This window comes from Nonomuraea sp. NPDC050663, from assembly GCF_044456985.1.
Classification (GTDB): Bacteria; Actinomycetota; Actinomycetes; order Streptosporangiales; family Streptosporangiaceae; genus Nonomuraea.
Genome location: NZ_JBITGL010000009.1, coordinates 12775 through 33378 on the forward strand (window position 1 = coordinate 12775; position 20604 = coordinate 33378).

General features: G+C 71.4%; 11 protein-coding genes. 9 read left to right on the top strand and 2 right to left on the bottom strand.

Annotated features, from left to right (window positions below):
• Nucleotide 1: 1 nt before the first annotated feature.
• Complete coding sequence (locus ACIBH1_RS27420) at nucleotides 2-1498, bottom strand: serine/threonine-protein kinase (RefSeq protein WP_397316799.1); 1497 nt, start codon at nucleotides 1496-1498, stop codon at nucleotides 2-4.
• A 73-nt stretch (nucleotides 1499-1571) separates the two neighbouring features.
• On the opposite strand from ACIBH1_RS27420, the gene ACIBH1_RS27425 reads away from it, so the two are divergent.
• The 9 genes from ACIBH1_RS27425 (at nucleotide 1572) to ACIBH1_RS27465 (ending at nucleotide 18541) form a co-directional block, all read left to right on the top strand.
• Nucleotides 1572-4661 carry a BTAD domain-containing putative transcriptional regulator gene (locus tag ACIBH1_RS27425; RefSeq protein ID WP_397316801.1) on the top strand — a complete coding sequence of 1030 codons (3090 nt, stop codon included), beginning with the start codon at nucleotides 1572-1574 and terminating at the stop codon, nucleotides 4659-4661.
• Nucleotides 4662-4757: 96 nt separating this feature from the next.
• Nucleotides 4758-5960, top strand: coding sequence for an ROK family protein (locus ACIBH1_RS27430; RefSeq protein WP_397316803.1), 1203 nt, complete (start codon nucleotides 4758-4760; stop codon nucleotides 5958-5960).
• Nucleotides 5957-6895, top strand: coding sequence for a carbohydrate ABC transporter permease (locus tag ACIBH1_RS27435; RefSeq protein ID WP_397316804.1), 939 nt, complete (start codon nucleotides 5957-5959; stop codon nucleotides 6893-6895). The genes ACIBH1_RS27430 and ACIBH1_RS27435 overlap by 4 nt, the downstream gene beginning before the upstream one ends.
• Nucleotides 6888-7694 (top strand): carbohydrate ABC transporter permease, encoded by an 807-nt coding sequence (locus ACIBH1_RS27440; RefSeq protein ID WP_397316805.1) that lies wholly within the window; start codon nucleotides 6888-6890, stop codon nucleotides 7692-7694. The genes ACIBH1_RS27435 and ACIBH1_RS27440 overlap by 8 nt, the downstream gene beginning before the upstream one ends.
• Before the next feature lie 13 nt (nucleotides 7695-7707).
• Nucleotides 7708-8961 (top strand): ABC transporter substrate-binding protein, encoded by a 1254-nt coding sequence (locus ACIBH1_RS27445; RefSeq protein ID WP_397316806.1) that lies wholly within the window; start codon nucleotides 7708-7710, stop codon nucleotides 8959-8961.
• Nucleotides 8962-8989: 28 nt separating this feature from the next.
• Complete coding sequence (locus ACIBH1_RS27450; RefSeq protein ID WP_397316807.1) at nucleotides 8990-10183, top strand: glycoside hydrolase family 15 protein; 1194 nt, start codon at nucleotides 8990-8992, stop codon at nucleotides 10181-10183.
• The gene (locus ACIBH1_RS27455) at nucleotides 10180-12450 is read left to right on the top strand and encodes a TIM-barrel domain-containing protein (protein ID WP_397316808.1); all 2271 of its coding nucleotides are present in this window, start codon (nucleotides 10180-10182) and stop codon (nucleotides 12448-12450) included. Before ACIBH1_RS27450 ends, ACIBH1_RS27455 begins: the two co-directional genes overlap by 4 nt.
• A gap of 17 nt (nucleotides 12451-12467) precedes the next feature.
• The gene (locus ACIBH1_RS27460) at nucleotides 12468-15719 is read left to right on the top strand and encodes a TIM-barrel domain-containing protein (RefSeq protein ID WP_397316809.1); all 3252 of its coding nucleotides are present in this window, start codon (nucleotides 12468-12470) and stop codon (nucleotides 15717-15719) included.
• Nucleotides 15716-18541 (top strand): TIM-barrel domain-containing protein, encoded by a 2826-nt coding sequence (locus ACIBH1_RS27465; RefSeq protein WP_397316810.1) that lies wholly within the window; start codon nucleotides 15716-15718, stop codon nucleotides 18539-18541. The genes ACIBH1_RS27460 and ACIBH1_RS27465 overlap by 4 nt, the downstream gene beginning before the upstream one ends.
• A gap of 60 nt (nucleotides 18542-18601) precedes the next feature.
• Here ACIBH1_RS27465 and ACIBH1_RS27470 read toward each other — a convergent pair whose 3' ends face one another.
• The gene (locus ACIBH1_RS27470) at nucleotides 18602-20494 is read right to left on the bottom strand and encodes a glycosyl hydrolase family 8 (RefSeq protein ID WP_397316811.1); all 1893 of its coding nucleotides are present in this window, start codon (nucleotides 20492-20494) and stop codon (nucleotides 18602-18604) included.
• Nucleotides 20495-20604: the final 110 nt, after the last annotated feature.

A 20604-nucleotide genomic window follows, 5' to 3' on the forward strand; every position in this document is an offset into this window, starting at 1 on the left:
TCTAACGTTTGTGGCCCTTGCCCTTGCCGTGGCCGTTGCCCTGACCCTGGCTGTGGCCCCTGGCCTTGCCGCCGGGTGTCTTCACCTTGGGGGTCTTGACCTTCGGCGTCTTGACCTTCGGGGTCTTGGCGCCGGGGTGCTCGACGGCGGTCGTGCCGCCCGTCGATCTGACGGTCTTGTCGGGGGCGGTCTCCGACCTGCGCACGCTGTCCAGCCCGCGGACGCCGGGGTCCACCTCGGCGACCGCCGCCGGGGGCGGGTCCACGGGGCGCACGGCCAGCGGCCCGTGCGCGGCCCGGTCGTCGGACATCACCGCGGCGGCGGCGAACGCGGCGGCGAGGATGAGGATCGTCGCGGCCACGTGCAGCGCCCGGCCCCGAGACCGTACGGCACGCGCGGGGACGGGCGCCGGAGCGGGCCCGGTCGCGCCGGGTCCGTCCACGCCGGATCCGGTGACGCCGGGTCCGTCCACGTCGGATCCGGTGACGCCGGGTGGGGTGACGCCGGGACCCGTGACGTCCGGTGAGGTGATGCCGGAGTGGGCGACGCCGGCTGGGGTGAGGCCAGGTCCGGTTGTCCCGGCTGCGGGCTCGCCCAGGTCTGACGAGCCCGGTCCGGTCAGGCCCGTGTCGATCATGCCGGTCTCGATCAGCCCCGCCGCGGCCGGACCGGTCACCGCCGGGCCGCTCTCGGTCGTCGCGGGCTCATCCCAGCGGATCCTGGCCCGCAGCAGCAGGTCGCGCGTCTCGGCGAGACCCGGCCGGGCGGCCGGCTCCTTGCGCAGCAGCGCCGTGATGGCCTCCTCCAGCTCGCCCGCCCGCTCGCACGGCAGCGGCGGGTCGTGCACCACCGCGACCAGCGTGGCCATCCCGTTGGCGCGCGCGAACGGCTGCCTGCCCTCCACGGCCGTGTACAGCGTGGCGCCCAGCGACCACAGGTCGCCGGCGGGGCCGGAGGGCGCGCCCGTGGCACGTTCCGGGGCGATGAAGGCGGGCGTGCCGAGCACCACGTCGGTCTGCGTCAACTCGCCGTCGCCGCCCATGGAGGCCGCGATCCCGAAGTCGGTCAGCACCGCCCCTCCGCCCTCGGGCAGCAGGATGTTGTCGGGTTTGACGTCCCTGTGCACGATGCCCGCCTCGTGCGCGGCCTGCAGCGCGGCCAGCACGTCGAGGCCGACCGCCGCGACCCGGCTGGGCGGCAGCGGGCCGTCCTCGGCGATGACCCGGCCGAGCGTGCGCGCGTGGATCAGCCGCATGACGATCCACAACCGCTCGGCCTCGCGCACCATGTCGTAGACCGCGGCGATGTTCGGGTGGTCGAGCCGGGCGGCCAGCCGCGCCTCCCGCTCGGTCCTGCGAAGGCGGACCGGACTCCCGGCGACCTCCTTGATCGCCACCTCGCGGTCGAGGAGTTCGTCGTGAGCGTGCCACACGGTCCCCATCCCGCCACGGCCCAGCTCGGACATCAGGCGGTAGCGCCCCGCGAGCATCTGTGACATGCGGCCTCCGCTACCCCGGGACGGGCCGTGCATGCGGGTGGCGGCCGGTGGGAGGTTCTGACACGCTGCCCCTGTGCGAATTGCCGTCCTTGGTCCGATTGAGGCGCAAGCGGACGACGCGACGCCCGTCGACATCTCAGCGGCGCGGTTACGCGCGCTGCTGACCCGGCTTGCCCTGGAAGGCGGGCGTCCGGTCTCGGCCGAGGCCCTGATCGACGACCTGTGGGACGACGATCCACCAGGAGGCGCGGGGGCGGCGCTGCAGGGGCTGGTCTCCCGGCTGCGCAAGATCCTCGGCGGGACCGGGAGCGTGGAGCTGGTGGCGGCCGGCTACCGGCTGCCGATCGGTGACGTCGACGTCGACGCCCACCGCTTCGAGGACCTGGCCGCCAAGGGCAGGCGCGAGCTGGCCGCCGGCCGCTGCGGCGAGGCCCTGGCGCTGCTCGACGCGGCCCTGGCCCTGTGGCGCGGTAGGGCGCTGGCCGATGTGCAGGCCGCCTTCGCCCGCAACGCGGCCACCAGGCTGGAGGAGGAACGGCTCGCCGCCGCCGAGGACAGGTTCGAGGCGAAGCTGCGGCTGGGACGGCACGCCGAGGTGCTGGCCGACGTCGGCGCGGCGGCCGCGGAACACCCGCTGCGCGAGCGGCTGGCCGAGTTGCGGATCCGGGCGCTGGCCGCTGCCGGACGGCAGTCAGACGCGCTGGCGGCCTTCGAGGAGATCCGCGGCAGGCTCGACGACGAGCTCGGCATCGACCCGTCGTCCGATCTGCGGGAGGTCCACCTCGCGCTGTTGCGCGGCGAGCTGGACCGCCCCGCGACGGCCCGCGAGGCCCAGGCCGGCCGGCTGCCCGCCAGGCTGACCAGCTTCGTCGGCAGGAAACGCGAGCTCGCCCAGCTCGGCAGCCTGCTGGCGGGTTCGCGGCTGGTGACCATCGTCGGTCCCGGCGGCGCGGGCAAGACCAGGCTGGCCCTGGAGGCCGCCGACCGCGAGCCCAGGCGGGTGTGGTTCGTGCAGCTGGCGGGCGTGGCCGGCTCCGCCTCGCTCGCCGAGGCCGTGCTCGGCATCCTGGCCACGACGTACGGCGACGCGGAATCGGGCCGGAGCGAGCCCGTCGCCCGCCTCGCGGAACGGCTCGACGCGGGCGACGCGGTGCTCGTGCTCGACAACTGCGAGCACGTGGTCGAGGCCGCCGCCGAGCTGGCCGAGCAGGTGCTGACCCGGCTGCCGCAGCTGACGATCCTGGCCACCAGCCGCGAGCCTTTGGCGATCACCGGTGAGACGTTGTGCCACCTCGGCCCGCTCGAACTGCCCTCCGACGAAGTCGTCGACACCGACGCCGTCCGCCTGTTCCTCGACCGCGCCACGAGCGTGCGGCCGGAGTTCGTGCTGGACGGCTCCACCACGCCCGCCGTGGTGGAGATCTGCTGCAGGCTGGACGGCATGCCCCTGGCCCTGGAGCTGGCGGCCGCGCGGCTGCGGGCGATGAGGGTGGAGGAGATCGCCCGGCGCCTCGACGACAGGTTCCGGTTGCTGACCTCGGGGAGCAGGACCGCGCTTCCGCGCCAGCGCACCCTGCTGGCCGTGGTGGGGTGGAGCTGGGATCTGCTGGGCGAGCCGGAGCGTGTCCTGGCGCGCAGGCTGTCGGCCTTCCCCGGCGGGGCGAGCCTCGACGCGCTGGAGGCGGTCTGCGCCGACGACTCCCTGCCCGCCCGCGAGGTGATCGACGTGGTCGGCTCCCTGGTGGAGAAGTCGATCGTGCAGCAGTCCGGCGACCGCTACCAGATGCTGGAGACGATCCGCGCCTATGCCGCGGACCGGCTGGCGGAGGCAGGGGAGGAGACGCCCGCGCGTTTCTCCGCCTACTTCCTGGCGCTGGCGGAGGAGCACGAGCCGCTGCTGCGGACCGGAGACCAGCTGCGCGCCATCGCGCTGTTCGACGCCGAGCACGACAACCTGGCCTTCGGCCTGCGCGCCGCGCTCGACACGGCCGACGTGCCGACGGCGGCGCGGTTCGTCAGGGCCATGCTCTGGTACTGGGGACTCAAGGGCATGACGGCCCAGTTCAGCTCCTCGATCACCGAGGTGCTCAGGTTCGGCGAGGCGCTGCCCGTCCAGGTGCACGCCGCCTTCAGCGTGGCTCTGGGCGTGGGCGGCGAGTTGCGGGAGCGCGGTGACGAAGACGCCGCGCCGCTGACGCACTCCTTCCACCCGGCACTGCCGATGTTCCACATGGCCAGGCTCGCCGGCAGGGAGGACCAGGAGCGGCACCTGGCCGAGTCGATGCGCTCACCCGACCTGTGGGTCAAGGCCAGCACCCTCATCGCCCTGGACGAGATCCGCGTCAACCAGGGCGACCCGTGGTCGGGCGTCGAGGACAGACGCGAGGCGCTGCGCCTGTTCGAGGCGGTGGGCGACCGGTGGGGCATGGTGATGTGCCTGATGCGCATCAGCAGCGAGCACTCCCTGCGCGGGGAGCACCCGCAGTCGCTGGCCGCCGCGGAGCGCGCCGTCGTCGCCGCGGCCGAGCTGGGCACCGAGATGCACCAGCTCTGGAGCAGGCTCAGGCTGGCGCGGGCGCGGATGAACGGCGGCGACCTGGAGGGAGCGCTGAGCGACCTGCGCGCCGCGTTGCGGCAGGCCAGGGAGCGCGGGCACCGCCGTACGGAGACCAATCTGTGGGCGTGGGTGTCGATCGCGCACCGCCTGGGCGGTGACGTGGCCGAGGCGGAGGCGGATCTGGACCGCATGGAGGCGCTGGCCGCGAGGCTGCCGTCTTTCGAGGGTCTGCCCAGCGACGCGGTCGCGGGCTTCCGCATGTGCAACCGGCTCGTGCTGGGCCAGGCCGGGGCCGCGCGGGCGCTGCTGCCGCAGGTCGTGCCTCCGCTGTTCTCGCAGGCTCAGGCGAACGGCCTGGCCTGGGGCGCGGAGCTCGTCGCGTGGCTCCTGCGGCTGGAGGGAGACCTCGCCGGCGCGGCGACCTGGCTGGGCATGAGCGAGGCCATCCGAGGCGCGCTGTCCCAGGGCGACCCGGAGGTGCGGGCCCTGGTGCGGGCCCTGCGCGAGGAGCTCGGGGACGACGGCTACCTCAAGGCCTACCGTCAGGGCGCGAGCCTGCCGCGGCAGGAAGCCCTGGACCGGCTCGCCGCCGAGGCGCGGCGCTAGGTTTCGGAACGATGTCGGAGTCTTGACAACGGGCGAAGCCGGGTCGCATATTTTCACCACTAACTTTATTTTCGAAGAAAGCCTGGTTACCCCCTGATGGCAGGCACTGACCGCGGCGACCTGACCAGGACGGCGATCCTCGCCCTCCTGGGCACGCTCGGACCGCTCAGCCGTACCGACATCGCCCGCGAGCTCGACCTCAGCCCCGCCAGCGTCACCCAGCTCACCCGCGAGCTGATCGGCGCGGGCATGCTGGAGGAGCTCGACCTCAAGCCCTCGCGCGGCGGCCGTCCGGCCCAGCTGCTCGGGCTGATCGGCGCGGCGGGCCGCGCCCTCGGCGTCAAGGTGACCGCCGACCACCTCGTGCTGGTCGACGTGCGCCTCGACGGCGTGGTCCTCGGCTCGTGGGAGCACCCCTTCGACCCGGCCTCGCCGCACTCGCTCGACGAGCTGGCGGCGGCGGTGGAGACGACGCTCGACTCGCTCAGCGACGGGCCGCCCCTGCTCGGCGTCGGCGTCGGGGTGCCCGGCGCCGTCGACGACCAGGCGGTCGGCACCGTCAACGCGCCCACGCTCGGCTGGCAGGGCATGCCGGTCGGCGAGCGGCTGCGCCGCAGGCTCAAGCTGCCCGTGCTGGTCGAGAACGACGTCAACGCGCTGGCGGCGGCCGAGCGGCTGTACGGCAGGGGCCGCACGCACCGCGACTTCCTGGTGCTCACCATCGGGCGCGGCGTCGGCGCCGCGATCGTCACCGACGGGCGCGTGTACCGGGGAGCGCGCGGCGGCGCGGGCGAGTTCGGGCACGTGCCGGTGGCCGAGGACGGCCCGCCCTGCGGATGCGGCTCCTACGGCTGCCTGGAGGCCTTCGTCGGCGCGGCCGGGCTGCTGTCGGCCGCCGCCGCCAAGAACCTCGGCGCGGCCGGGCCCGCCTCGGTCGACGAGCTGGGCCGGGCCGCCACCGAGGGGTCCCGCAAGGCGCTCGACGTCTTCGCCGAGGCGGGAGCGATCCTGGGCCGCGCCGCCGCCGGGCTGATCAACGTGGTCGACCCCGAGGTGGTGGTCGTGCTTGGCGAGGGCGTGTCGCACTGGCCGTTCTGGCAGCCCGGCTTCGACCGCGCCGTGCGCGCCCAGCTCATGCCGGGCAGGCGCGACATCTCCATCGAGGTCGAGGGCTGGGACGAGACGAGCTGGGCGCAGGGCGCCGCCGCGCTGGTGCTGGCCACGCCCTTCGACGCCGCGGGAGCCGCCGGGGAGCAGGGCAGGCTGGTGCGGGCCCGGCTGATCGGGGCCCAGTCATGAGCGTCACCACCCAGGCGCCGCCGCAGGTCAAACGGCACGCGGCCCCGCCTCGCCGTACGGCAGGGCGGCGCTGGCGTTACGCGGGCACCGTCGCGATCTTCCTGCTGCCCAGCCTGATCCCGCTCACCCTGTTCACCCTCGTCCCGATGGCCGGGTCGCTCTGGGTGAGCCTGCACGAGTGGGACCTGCTGCAGCCGATGCGGTGGGTCGGTCTGGCCAACTACGTCGAGCTGCTGGGCGAGGAGGAGACCAGGGCCGCCTTCCTGCACACCCTGTACTTCATCGCCGGCTACCTGCCGCTGGTCTACGCGGGCGGGCTGGGCCTGGCGATGCTGCTCAACCGGGCGATGAAGGGCCGCAACCTCTTCCGCGCCGTCTACTTCCTGCCGGTGATCACCAGCTGGGTGGTCGTGGCGCTGATGTGGAAGTGGCTGCTCAACCCGGCCAGCGGCATCGTCAACTGGGCGCTGGGCCTGCTGGGGATCGACGGTCCCGGCTGGTGGACCGACCCGAACTGGGCGATGCCCTCGATCATCCTCGCCTCGGCGTGGAAGGACCTGGGCTTCGTCATGATCATCCTGCTGGCGGGGCTGCAGGCCATCCCGGGGGAGTACCACGAGGCGGCCCGCGTCGACGGCGCCTCGGCCTGGCAGCGCTTCCGCAGCATCACGCTGCCGCTGCTGTCGCCCTCGACGTTCTTCGTCGTGGTGATCTCGCTCATCAACGGCTTCCAGGTCTTCGACCAGGTGCACGTCATGACCGGCGGCGGCCCCGGCGGCGCCACCCAGGTCGCGGTCGAGCAGGTCTACAAGATGACCTTCGAGTACGGCCGGGCCGGCGCGGCCTCGGCGCTGTCGTGGCTGCTGTTCGCCGTGGTGCTGCTGGTCACGCTCATCCAGGTCCGCGGCCAGCGCAGGTGGGTGAACTATGGCTAGGGCGTTGAAGTACCTGCTGGTGACCGTGGGCGCGCTGGTGATGCTCTTCCCGTTCGCCTGGGCGGTCATCACCTCGCTGATCCCCGACGGCGCGGTGCTCGCCTCCCCGCCCGACTTCACCCCGGAGGGCGCCGGGCTCGGAGCCTACGAGCGGCTGCTGGAGGCGATGCCCTTCTGGCGGATCCTGGCCAACAGCCTCTGGATCGGCCTGGCCTCCACCACCCTGCAGCTGATCACCAGCGCGATGGCCGCCTACGCCTTCGCCCGCCTGCCCTTCCCCGGACGCGGCGCGTTGTTCGCCGTCTACCTGGCCACGCTGATGGTGCCGCTGCAGGTGCTGATCGTGCCGCTGTTCATCGAGATGCGCACCTTCCAGCTGACCGACACCTACTTCGCCGTGCTGGCGCCGACCGTCGCCTCGGCGTTCGGGGTGTTCCTGCTGCGGCAGGCCATCCAGCAGGTGCCCAGGGAGTTCGACGAGGCCGCCGTGCTCGACGGCGCCGGCCACCTGCGGATCTTCGCCTTCGTGGTGCTGCCGCTGATCAGGCCCGCGCTGGCCACCTTCGCCATCTTCGCCTTCATGGCCAGCTGGAACAGCTACCTGTGGCCGCTGGTGATCCTTCGCTCGCCGGAGTTCTTCACCCTGCCGCTCGGCCTGGCCGAGCTGCACGGACGCTTCACCACCGAATGGAACGTCGTCATGGCCGGCTCGGTCGTCAGCGTCGTGCCGATCCTCATCCTCTACCTCTTCGCCCAGAAACACGTCATCGCCTCCGTCGCCCAGTCCGGCCTCAAGTAAGGACCAACCCCCCATGAAGAAGACCATCGCGCTCCTGGCGCTCGCCGTGCTGGCCACCGCCTGCTCCCAGGGTTCCGCCACCCGCGACACCACCCCGGCCGAGGGCGGCAAGGTGACGCTGCGCTACTTCACCTTCTCCGCGGCCCCCGACCACGAGAAGGACCTCGACAAGATCGTCCAGGCCTTCGAGAAGGAGAACCCGAAGGTCGACGTGGTCGTCGAGACCGCTCCGTACGACCAGTACTTCACCAAGCTGCAGACCAGCATCGCGGGCGGCACCGCGCCCGACACCTTCGAGCTGAACTACGAGAACTTCGTCACCTACGCCAGCGCCGGCTCGCTGCTCGACCTCGGCACCGTCGCCGGCGACACCGCGCCGACGGGCTTCGCCGAGGAGTCGCTCAACTCCTTCAAGCACGGCGGCAAGCAGTTCGCCCTGCCCGCCTCGTTCTCGACCGTGGTGCTCTTCTACAACAAGGAGCTGTTCGAGAAGGCCGGCGTGGCGCTTCCCACCGCCGACTGGACCTGGGCCGACGAGCAGGCCGCCGCCGAGAAGCTGACCGACAAGAAGGCCAAGGTCTACGGCGACTTCCAGCCGGTGCAGTTCTTCGAGTTCTACAAGTCGCTCAAGCAGGCGGGCGGGACGTTCCTGTCCGACGACGGCAAGAAGTCGACCTTCAACAGCCCGGAGGGCGTCAAGGCCGCGACCTGGCTGGTGTCGAAGGTCGGCAAGACCATGCCGACCGAGGCGGAGATCGGCGGCACCGCCGACTACGACACCAACCTGTTCAAGTCCGGCAAGCTCGCCATGTGGCACAACGGCATCTGGCAGTTCGCGGGGCTGAAGGACGTGCCGTTCGAGTGGGACGTCGTCGTCGAGCCCGGTGACGCGACCAAGGCCAGCGCGGTCTTCCACAACTCCGTCGCCGCCTCCGCCGGCACCAAGCACGGCAAGGAGGCCTACGCCTGGGCCAAGTTCCTGGCGTCGTCGAACGTAGCGGCCACCACCCGGATCGAGTCGTCGTGGGAGCTGCCGCCCGTCTCCGACCAGGCCGTGCTCGACGGCTACCTGAAGGACCCCAAGCCGGCCAACCGCCAGGCGGTCTTCGACTCGCTCAAGTCGATCGCGCTGCCCCCGGTCATCAAGCGCCAGCAGGAGATGCAGGACGCCGTGACCCAGGAGCTCGGCAACGCCGCCGCCGGCCGCGTCACCGTGCAGGAAGCGCTGACCGCGGCAGCCGCCAAGGTCGACGCGCTGCTCGGCTGAACCCCCACCAATCAGGAGAACTGACTCAGTGATCGTAGGAAGCGACCTGGCGCGGGCCCAGCTCGTCGCGCGCAGCATCGATGTGATCAGCACGCATCAGTCGCCGTCGGGGGCCTACCCAGCCAGTCCCACCTTCTCCGCCTACCGCGGCTACGCCTGGCTGCGCGACGGAGGGTTCATCGCCGAGGGCATGAGCCGGGCCGGGCAGGTGGAGGGCGCGAGCGCCTTCCACGCCTGGTGCGCCCGGGTGATCGGCGCCCGCCGCGACCAGGTGGCGAGCCTGATCTCCCGGGCCAGGGCCGGGCTGCCGGTGTCGGCGGCCGAGATGCTGCCGACCCGGTTCACCCTCGACGGCGGCGACGGCGCCGACGAGTGGTGGGACCACCAGCTCGACGGCTACGGCACGTGGTTGTGGGCGCTGGCCGAGCACACCGCCCGCCACGGCGCCCGCGTGCCGGGCGCCGACGAGGCGGTCCGCGTCGCCGCCCGCTACCTGACCTGGTTCTGGAACCAGCCCTGCTACGACTGGTGGGAGGAGCACGTCGACCAGCGGCACGTCTCGACGCTCGGGGCCGTGCACGCGGGCCTGCGCGCCGCGGTGGCGAGCGGCCTGCTCGCCCGCAAGGAGGCCGCCGCCGCCGAGCGGGCGGTCGCCGACATCGCCGCGCTGGTGGCCGAGCAGGGCGTCGCCCCCGCCGGGCACCTGCGCAAGTGGCTGCCGTCCGGGCAGGGCACCGTCGCGCTCGTCGACCCCGCCGAGGCCGTCGCGCCGCTGCACGACCTCGACACCCAGGGGCTCGGCGGCGACGCCGTCGACGCCTCGCTGCTGGCCTGCGTGGCGCCGTTCGGCCTCTACCCGGTCGACCATCCGGTGGCCGTGGCGACGGTGGCCGAGGTCGAGCGGCAGCTCGCCGCCGACGGAGGCGTGCACCGCTTCCGCGCCGACACCTTCTACGGCGGCGGCCGGTGGGTGCTGCTGTCGGGCTTCCTGGGCCTCAACCACGCCGCGGCGGGACGCCGCGCCGAGGCGCTGCGCTACCTCGACTGGATGGCCGCCCAGGCCGACGCCGCCGGTGAGCTGCCCGAGCAGGTCTCCGACGTGCTGCTGGCGCCGCCCCGGCTGCAGGAGTGGCTGCAGCGGTGGGGGCCGGTCGCGCAGCCGCTGCTGTGGTCGCACGGAATGTACCTGATGCTCGCCGACGCGCTGGAGGTCCGCGCATGATCACCCACCGACCGTACGGCTCGGGCCACCCGTACGCCGACACCCAGGACCAGCGCCTGCCCGTCACCCCCCTCGACGGGCAGCCCGTGGAGCTGCGGGTGCGCGCCGCCGCGTCGGTGCGCGAGGTCGTCTGCCAGTGGCGCGTCGACGGGCGCGACGAGACCGAGCTCGCGCTGGTCAAGGGCGGTGCCGACGCCCCCGGGCCCGAGGGCGGAGCGTCCGAGGGCGACACGACGGCCGGGGTGTCCGAGGGCGACACGACGGCCGGGGAGGGTCAGGGCGAGCCGGGGCAGCTCGACGGCGGGCACCTGGCCGCCGCGCAGGCCAGGGCCGCGCGGGCCGCCTCCGGTTCCTGGAGCGTCACCACGCCGCCGCTGGCCGCCGGTCACCGTTACAGCTACCGCTTCGTCGCCACCACCGAATCCGGCGCCGGCCGTACCAGCCGGTGGTTCGACGTCACGGCGGCGGGCTGGCACGACGGCGGCGGCAAGCTCACCGCGCGCGGCGCCGACCGCATCGTGCCGGGCAGCGCGCGCTGGCTGGCCGACGGCGACGGCGTGCTGCGCGGCCGGTTCGAGATCGCCCTGGCCCCAGGCGAGCACGTCGTCGGCTTCGGCGAGCGCTTCGACAGCGTCGACCAGCGCGGCCGCTCGCTCGACTCGGTCGTCTTCGAGCAGTACAAGGCCCAGGGCGCGCACGGCCGCACCTACCTGCCGATGCCGTTCGCGATCGTCGTCGGCGGCGGGCGCAGCTGGGGCTTCCACGTGGCCACCTCCCGCAGGACCTGGTACGACGTGGGCGACACCCTCACCGTCGAGGCCGAGGGCGACGAGCTCAACGTCACCTTCTACGAGGGCGGTCCCGCGCAGATCCTCGACGCCTTCCTCGACGACGTCGGCCGCCCGGCCGAGCTGCCCGACTGGGTGTTCGGCCTTTGGGCCAGCGGCAACGAGTGGAACACCCAGGCCCGCGTCATGGCCGAGATGGACGCCCACCGCGAGCACGACGTCCCGGTGGGGGCCCTGGTCATCGAGGCGTGGAGCGACGAGAGCACCTTCACGGCCTTCCGCGGCGCGCAATATGAGCCGGGGGAGGTGCCTCACACTCTGGCCGACTACACCTTCCCGGCGGACGGCCCGTGGCCCGACCCCAAGGGCATGGTCGACGAGCTGCACGAGCGCGGCATCAAGGTGCTGCTGTGGCAGATCCCGCTGCAGAAGATGCGCCCGCACCCCCGCCACCAGGCCGCCGTCGACGCCCGGCAGCTCGTCGAGCAGGGGCACGGCGTCAGGGAGGCCGACGGCAGGCCGTACCGCAACCGGGGCTGGTGGTTCCCGCTGGCGCTCATGCCCGACCTGTCGAGCCCGAGCGTGCGCGAGTGGTGGACGGCCAAGCGCCGCTACCTCGTCGACGAGGTCGGCGTCGACGGGTTCAAGACCGACGGCGGCGAGCACGCCTGGGGCCACGACCTGCGCTACGCCGACGGCCGCCGGGGTGACGACGGCAACAACCTCTTCCCCGTGCACTACGCCCGCGCCTTCGGCGACCTGCTGCGCGAGTCGGGCAAGGCGCCGGTGACCTTCAGCAGGGCCGGGTTCGCGGGATCGCAGCCGCACGGCGCGTTCTGGGCCGGCGACGAGGACTCCACCTGGGAGGCCTTCCGCTCCTCGATCCGGGCCGGCATCACCGCCGGGGCCTGCGGCATCGTCTACTGGGGCTGGGACCTGGCCGGCTTCTCCGGCCCCGTGCCCGGCGCCGAGCTGTACCTGCGGGCCGCCGGCACCAGCGCCTTCATGCCGATCATGCAGTACCACTCGGAATTCAACCACCACCGCACGCCCAGGCGCGACCGCACCCCGTGGAACATCGCCGAGCAGAGTGGCGACGAGCGGGTCATCGGGATGTTCCGCGCCTTCGCCAAGCTGCGCGAGCGGCTGGTGCCGTACCTGGCGGGCGAGGCGGCCAAGGCGGTGCGCGGCGGCGCGCCCCTGATGCGCGCCCTGTTCTTCGACCACCCCGGCGACGAGACCGCCTGGGCCTACCCGCTGCAGTACAAGCTCGGCGACGCGCTGCTCGTCGTGCCCGTCACCGAACCCGATGTCGACCAGGTCGAGGCCTACCTGCCCGAGGGCGAGTGGGTGGACGTCTGGACCGGCGAGACCCACTCGGGCGGGCGGGCCCTGACGCTCGCCGCGCCCCTGGACCGGCCGCCGGTGCTCTGCCTCGCCGAGCGCTGGCCCGAGCTGTCACCCGTCTTCCGCGCCTGAACGAGGAGCACCCCCACGTGAAACGGTTACGGTCCGGCGCCGTCGTCGCGATCATCGTCCTGCTAGCGTCCCTGATCCACGCCCCGGCCCACGCGCTGGACGGCGTCTTCCACAACCCCACCGGCATCGACGAGCTCTACTCCACCGAGGCCACGGAGCGCGCGCCGCGCGACCCGATGGCGGGGGAGTCCGTCCAGATCAAGGCCACGACCTGGCCGATCGAGCCGGGACAGACCGTGTGGGTGACGTGGACCAAGAACGGGGTCGCCCAGACCCCGATCGGCGCCGCCTTCGACTACAACAACGGCAACAACTCCTACTGGAAGCTCACCCTGGGCACGTTCGCCCGGGGTGACAAGATCTCCTACACGGTCAACGCCGACGTCAACGGCGGCGGGCAGCGCAGCACCGGCCCGTTCGCCTTCACCGTCACGTCGTGGAGCACGGTCACCAACGTCACCGGCTACACCGACAACGGCACCTCCGTGGACGTCACCACGGGCGACAGCGCCGGCAGCTTCACCCCGAAGATCCGCTTCACCTTCCCGGCGCTCGACCGGTTCAGGACCCAGATCGCCCCCAGCGGCAGCGGCCTGAACATCTCGGGCGTCAGCGGATACACGGTGACGAACTCGGCGAGCACGCTGACGCTGTCCACGAGCTCGCTGGTGCTGAAGATCCAGAAGACGCCCTACCGGCTGTCGGTCTACAAGGGCGACGGCACCACGCTGATAACCCGGCAGTACGACCCGGCGGTCTTCCGCAACATCGGCTGGGCCAGCGACGGCGCCACGACGATCACCAAGATCGAGGACCACCTGCTGTCACCCGCGGGCGAGCGCTTCGAGGGCTTCGGCGAGCGCTACGACCGGCTCGACCAGCGCGGCACCGACGTGCACAACTACGTCTACAACCAGTACCGCGACCAGGGCGCCACCCGCCGCACCTACCTGAGCGTGCCGTTCTTCCTGAACTCCGCCGGCTACGGCGTCTACCTCCCCAGCACCCGCTACGCGATCTTCAACCTCGGCACCCACCTGAGCGACCTGGCAGGGTTCACCGTCGACACCGGCGGCGCGCTCAACTCCACGCTCGACTACCACTTCTTCGCCGGCTCCCCGGCCGAGATCGTCGACGACTACACCGCCGTCAGCGGCCGGCCGCAGCTGCCGCCCAAGTGGGCCTTCGGCGTGTGGATGTCGGCCAACGAGTGGAACACCCAGACCGAGGTCGCCGCCGAGCTCGGCAACGTCACCACGCACAACATCCCGCACACCGCGCTCGTGCTGGAGCAGTGGAGCGACGAGGCCACCTTCTACGTCTGGCACGGCGCGACCTACACCGCCAAACCGGGCAGCGGGAAACTCGCCTACTCCGACCTGACCTTCCCCGCGGGCACAGCATGGCAGAACCCGCAACAGATGATCACCAACGCCCACAACCAGGGCATCAAGGTGGTCCTCTGGCAGATCCCGGTGCTGAAGGAGAACTTCGACACCAACCCCTCCACCCCGCCGCAGCAGCACCTCAACGACAAGTCCTACGCCCAGGCGCAGAACTACGTCGTGCCCAACTACCGCATCCCCACCGGGCAGTGGTTCGGCGACTCGCTGGTGCCCGACTTCACCAGCACCGCCGCCACCAACTGGTGGATGAGCAAGCGCGACTACCTCTTCGACATCGGCGTCGACGGCTTCAAGACCGACGGCAGCGAGGCCATCTTCGGCCGCAACGTCACCTTCGCCGACGGGCGCAAGGGCGACGAGATGCACAACGCCTACCCCAACAGCTACACCAGCGCCTACAACACCTACGTCAAGGGCAAGAACGCGCAGAACACGATCTTCAGCAGGGCCGGGACGTCAGGGGCGCAGAAGTACTCCATCTTCTGGGCGGGCGACCAGAACTCCAGTTTCTCCGCCTTCCAGGAGGCCGTGCGCGCCATGCTCAGCGCCGGGCAGTCCGGCGTGCCGTACACCGCCTGGGACCTGGCCGGGTTCACCGGCACCTTCCCGAGCGCCGAGCTCTACCTGCGCTCGGCCGCGCAGGCGACGTTCTCGCCGATCATGCAGTACCACTCGGAGAAGGCGGCCCCGGCGGTCTCCGAGGCGCGCACGCCGTGGAACGTGCAGGCGCGCACCGGCGACACCAGCGTCATCCCGTCCTTCCGCAAGTTCGCCAACGTGCGCATGAACCTCATCCCCTACCTCTACACCGAGGCCAAGGCCGGCTCGGCGACGGGCGTGCCGATGATGCGGGCGATGAGCTTCGCCTTCCCCGGCGACTCCACCGCCGCACCGCTCGACCAGCAGTACATGTTCGGCTCGCAGCTGCTCGTGGCCCCCATCACCACGCAGGGCGCCACGACCAAGAACGTCTACCTGCCCGCGGGCGAGTGGTACGACCTGTGGAACGGCGGGCGCGCCACCGGACCGGTCACCAAGTCCTACTACGCCGGGCTGGACAGCATCCCCGTCTACGCCAGGCCGGGCGCGATCATCCCGCTCAACCTCAACGCCGACTACCAGCTCGGCGGCACGATCGGCAACAGCGTGACGAGCTACACCAACCTCGTCTTCCGTATCTACCCGGCCGGCTCGACGTCCTACTCCTACTTCGAGGACTCCGCCGGGGTGAACCGCACCATCAGCTCGGCCGAGAACTGGGCCGCGCACACCGCGACGGTGACCGTACCGGCCCTCACCACGACCAGCACCCTGCAGGTCGCCTCGACGCAGCCGAGCAGCGTCACCGGCGCCACCGCCCGGGCCAGTCTGGCCGCGCTCAAGGCGGCCGCCGAGGGCTGGTGGTGGGACCCGGTCCAGCAGCTCACGCACGTCAAGCTGGCCTCCTCCGCCTCCAGCAGGACCGTCACGCTCAACGGCGTCGACAAGGCCGGCTACGAGGCCGAGTTCGCCACCGGCACCGGCACCTCGACCAACACCAACCACCCCGGCTACACCGGCACCGGCTTCGCCGACGGCTTCAGCGCCTCCGGCGACGCGCTCACCTTCGGCGTCAAGGCCGACGCCGCGGGCAGCCACTCGCTGAAGTTCCGCTACTCCAACGGCGTGGCCACCACCGCCACGGCCACCGTCCAGGTCGACGGCGTCAGCGTCGGCACCCTGTCGATGCCGTCGACGGGCAACTGGGACACCTGGGGCACCGCCTCGATCCCGGCGACCCTGACCGCCGGCGCCAGGTCGATCAAGATCCTGTACGGCAGCGGCGGCGTCAACCTCGACCACCTGGTGGTGGCACGCCCATGAGACGCACCCTCCTCCTGCTGGCGGCCCTGCTGCTGCCGCTGCTGGTCGCCCAGCCCGCCCACGCGGCCGTGCAGCGGGTCCAGTTCACCAGCGGCTCGACCTACCTGATCGTGGAGTTCCTCGACGACGACCTGGTGCACTTCGAGCTGGCCAACGGCACCAGCCCTGGCACCTCGTCGCCGCTGTTCACCACTCCGCAGGTGGCCAAGACCAACTACACCGGGCCGACGAGCTTCAACCAGAGCGGCAACACGCTCACCACGGCCTCGATGAAGGTCGAGGTCACGGCGGGCACGCTCTGCGTCAAGGTCTCCGATCCCACCCGCCTGCTGTACGAGGCCTGCCCGCGCAACCTGTCGGCCGCGTGGAAGGGCCTGTCGATCACGAAGGGCTCGATCCAGAACGCCTACGGCCTGGGCGAGCAGTTCTTCATGGGCGGCAGCTCCGACGGCGACTGGGTGGGCCGCACCCGCACGCCCGGCGGCACGTACGGCAACGCCATGGCCTACGACACCGACAACGGGCCGGTCGGCAACGCCCAGATCCCCGTCCTGTTCGCGGTCGGCGCCTCCAACCTCAACTACGGCTTCTTCCTCGACCAGGTCTACAAGCAGGAGTGGAACCTCACCGGCGACCCGTGGACCGTCGACACCTGGGGCGACCAGGTGCGCTGGTACACGATGACCGGGGCCGACCTGCCCGACCTGCGCAAGGACTACATGGAGCTGACCGGCCGGCCGCCGGTGCCGCCGAAGAAGGCCTTCGGCATGTGGGTCTCGGAGTTCGGCTACGACAACTGGACCGAGATCGACAACCGGCTGGCCACGCTGCGCACCGCGAAGTTCCCCGTCGACGGCTTCGTGCTCGACCTGCAGTGGTTCGGCGGCGTCACGGCCGGATCCGACAACACGCGCATGGGCACGCTGGCGTGGGACACCGCGAACTTCCCCAACCCGGCCACCAAGATCTCGTCACTCGCGTCCACCGAGGGCCTCGGGCTGATGACCATCGAGGAGTCGTACATCGGCAAGAACAACGCCGAGCACGCCGACATGGCCACCCGCGGCTACCTGGTCCGCGCCGGATGCTCCTCGTGCGCGCCCACGTACCTGACCACCAACGACTGGTGGGGGCGCGGCGGCATGATCGACTGGACTCAGGACGCGGCGGGCGACTACTGGCACACCACCAAGCGCCAGCCGCTGATCAACCAGGGCGTCCTGGGACACTGGCTCGACCTGGGCGAGCCGGAGATGTACGACGCGGCTGACTGGACCGCGGGGGTGCTGCCCGGCAAGCACGCCCACGCCGACTACCACAACGTCTACAACCTCAAGTGGGCCCAGAGCATCGCCCGCGGCTACACCTCCGGCACCAAACGCCCCTTCATGCTGGCCCGCTCGGGCGCGGGCGGCATGCAGCGGCACGGCGTGGCGATGTGGTCGGCCGACATCGGCTCCAAGCTGACCGCCCTGGCCCAGCAGCAGAACGCGCAGATGCACATGTCGATGTCGGGCATCGACTACTACGGCTCCGACATCGGCGGCTTCCGCCGCGAGATGCTCGACTCCGACCTCAACGAGCTCTACACCCAGTGGTTCGCCAACGGCGCCTGGTTCGAGGTGCCGATCAGGCCGCACACCGAGAACCTGTGCAACTGCGCGCAGACCTCGCCCGACCAGATCGGCCACACCGCCAGCAACCTGGCCAACCTGCGGCAACGCTACGAGCTGACGCCGTACTACTACTCGCTCGCCCACCGCGCCTACACCACGGGCGAGCCGGTGGTGCCGCCGCTCGCGTACTACCACCAGAACGACCCGAACGTGCGGGAGATGGGTCACCAGAAGCTCATCGGCAAGGACCTGCTGGTCGGCGTCGTGGCCGGGGCGGGCGAGCGCAAACGCGACGTCTACCTGCCCGCGGGCACCTGGTACGACTACGCGACGGGGGAGAAGCTCACCAGCACCGGCCAGTGGTTCACCGACCGGCCGCTGTGGGTCAACGGCTCCTTCCGGCTGCCGGCCTTCGCGCGGGACGGGGCGATCCTGCCCAAGATGTTCGTCGACGACAAGACGATGAACGTCATGGGCAAGCGCACCGACGCCACCACCCGGGGCGAGCTCGTCGCCCGCGTGTACGCCGGAGGCTCCAGCAGCTTCACCCTCTACGAGGACGACGGCGCCAGCACCGCCTACCAGGGCGGGGCCGTGCGCACCACGCCGCTGAGCCAGCAGCTCAGCGGCTCCACCGCCACGGTCACCGTCGCCGCCTCCAGCGGCACCTACACCGGGGCGCCGTCCTCGCGGCAGAACGTCGTCGAGCTCGTGGCCGACACCCAGGCGTCGGCCGTCACGCTCAACGGCTCGGCCCTGACCCAGCACGCCACCAAGGCGGCCTTCGACGCCGCCTCCAGCGGCTGGTACAACGCGGGCGGCAACCTGATCGTCGCCAAGTCGGCCTCGACGGCGGTCACCACGGCCAAGACCTTCGCCTTCACCCTCGGGCAGGCGCCGGTCTCGGTCACCTTCTCCTGCTCCAACGGCACCACCACCGGCGGGCAGTCGGTGTACGCGGTGGGCAACGTGCCCCAGCTCGGCGCCTGGTCGGTGGCCAGCGCCGTGAAGTTGTCGCCGACGTCCTACCCGACGTGGACGGGGACGATCTCCAAGCTGCCGCCGAACACCACGGTGGAGTGGAAGTGCGTCAAGCGGCAGGAGGCGAACTTCCCCGACACGGCCGACGCGTGGGAGCCGGGAGGCAACAACACGGTCACCACCCCGGCGACCGGATCGGGAGGCACCACCACGGGCGCCTTCTGAGCACGTAGTACAGCATCGGCGGGCGGGGCCGCCCCCCGTGAGGAGGGCGGCCCCGGTGAGTCACGGCACCCAGTGGTTGTGGGTGACGGTGATCATGACCTGGAGCTGGATGCTGGCGGCGAAGTAGCTGCTGGAGTCGATGCCGGTGCCGACCATCTTGTTCCAGAGCGCGTCGAGCCAGGCCTGGCTGCCTGAGTCGGTCATCGCCGCGACGGCGAACGGCGCGAAGTAGGCCGCCGAGCTGCCGCTGGAGATCTGCGTGCCGTTCAGCTTGTACCCGATGGCGATCTTGTTCGGGTCGCCGCCGGTCTTGCTCTTGATCCAGGTGTTGAGCTTGCGCGCCTGGGCGAGCGACTTGGCGTCGCTGCTGGTGACCGCGTCGTCGCCGATCCGCCACGGGGTGCGGCAGGCGTTCCAGTAGTACTGGCCGTCGTTGGCCGACTCCAGCACCTCGCCGGGGGCGGGCCTGGGGCTGGTGTTGGTGTTGACCACGAAGTCGGGCAGCAGGCCGGTGCCGGAGGCGAAGCCGCTCTGCAGGCTGGTGATCAGGTTCTGGTGGGCGTTGCGGATGGTGTCCCAGGCGGCGTCGCCGGTGGCCTTGCGGAAGGCGCGGAAGTGGTCGGCCATCCAGTCGGAGGTGCGGCTGATGTAGTAGTGCTCGCCGCCCGAGCTGCTCCAGTCGCCCAGCTTCAGCAGGTTCGTGGAGGGGTTGATCTCGTCCTTCTTGATGGCGTTGATGTGCCTGATCGCCAGCTGCTTGTAGTTGTAGGTGCCGGAGCTGCCCCACTGCTGGTCGGCCAGGAGCAGGCCGTAGGCCACGTCCATGTCGCCGTCGGTGGCGGCGTCGGTGCCGTTGACGCTGACACACGAGGTGTTCTGCTCGGCGGCGAGCAGGTCGGGGTTGATCGAGGAGGGGTGGTCGATCTTCCACTTGACGAGGCCGTCGAAGATCTTCTTGGCGTCCGGGTCGGCCCCGGCCATGGTCGCGGCGATCACCATGCCGTAGCCCTGGGCCTCGGCCACGTAGGGGTGGTCGGCGTCGGGGGAGATGACCTGGTACCAGCCGTTGCCGCAGTTCTGGCGGACGAAGGCGGCCTTCCAGCGTTTGTAGTAGTCGACGACCTGGGCGTCCAGGGACGCCTGGCTGCCCGAGGGCCGCAGCATGCCGGAGGCGTAGGGCCGGCTGTGGCTGCCGAAGGGCACGGCGGGGCCGCTGCCGGACGGCTGCGTGGTGGCGGTGACGGAGCCGCTCGCGCCGGAGGTGTTGCCCGCGGCGTCCCTGGCCCTGACGGTGTAGCTGTAGGACGTCGAGGCGGTGAGGCCCGTGTCGGTGTGGCTGGTGCCGGTGACGCTGGCCACCTGGGTGCCGCCGCGGTAGACGTCGTAGCCGGTGACGCCGACGTTGTCGGTCGAGGCGCTCCAGGCCAGGCTCGCCGTGGACGAGGTGGTGCCGGTGCTGCGCAGGTCGGCGGGGGCGCTGGGAGGCGTGGTGTCGGAGCCGCCCGCGGGCGTGCCGTACACGTCGAACTCCCACAGGGAGTAGCCGTACGGCGTGCCGCGCTGCGTGCCGTACATGCGGACGTAGCGGCCGGTGCCGGTGAGCGTGAGGTCGTCGACGCCGCCGTCGCCCGCGCTGGTGGAGTAGACGTCGGACCAGGCGCTGGCGTCGTTTGACGTCTGGATCTTGTAGGTCTTGCCGTAGGCGGCCTCCCAGTTGAGGCGCACCCGGCTGATGGTGTGCGATGAGCCGAGGTCGACGCGCAGCCACTGCGGGTCGCTGCCCTCCAGCGAGGCCCAGCGGGTCGAGGTGCTGCCGTCCACCGCCTTGCCCGCCTCGAAGCCGCTCGCCTCGATGGAGGAGGCTGACGCGGGCTTGCCGCGGGAGATCAGGGGGTCGGCCGTGGCGCTCACCAGCATGGGTAACGCCAGGGCGACGGCGAGGAAGACTTTCACGGACTCTCCAGGTTAGTTAAGAAAGATTCCTAACTCTCAGCGGAGAGTATGGGGTGGGGAATCGGTACACAAGGCCCAAGTCTCTTCAGGTTAGGAATGTTTCCTAACTT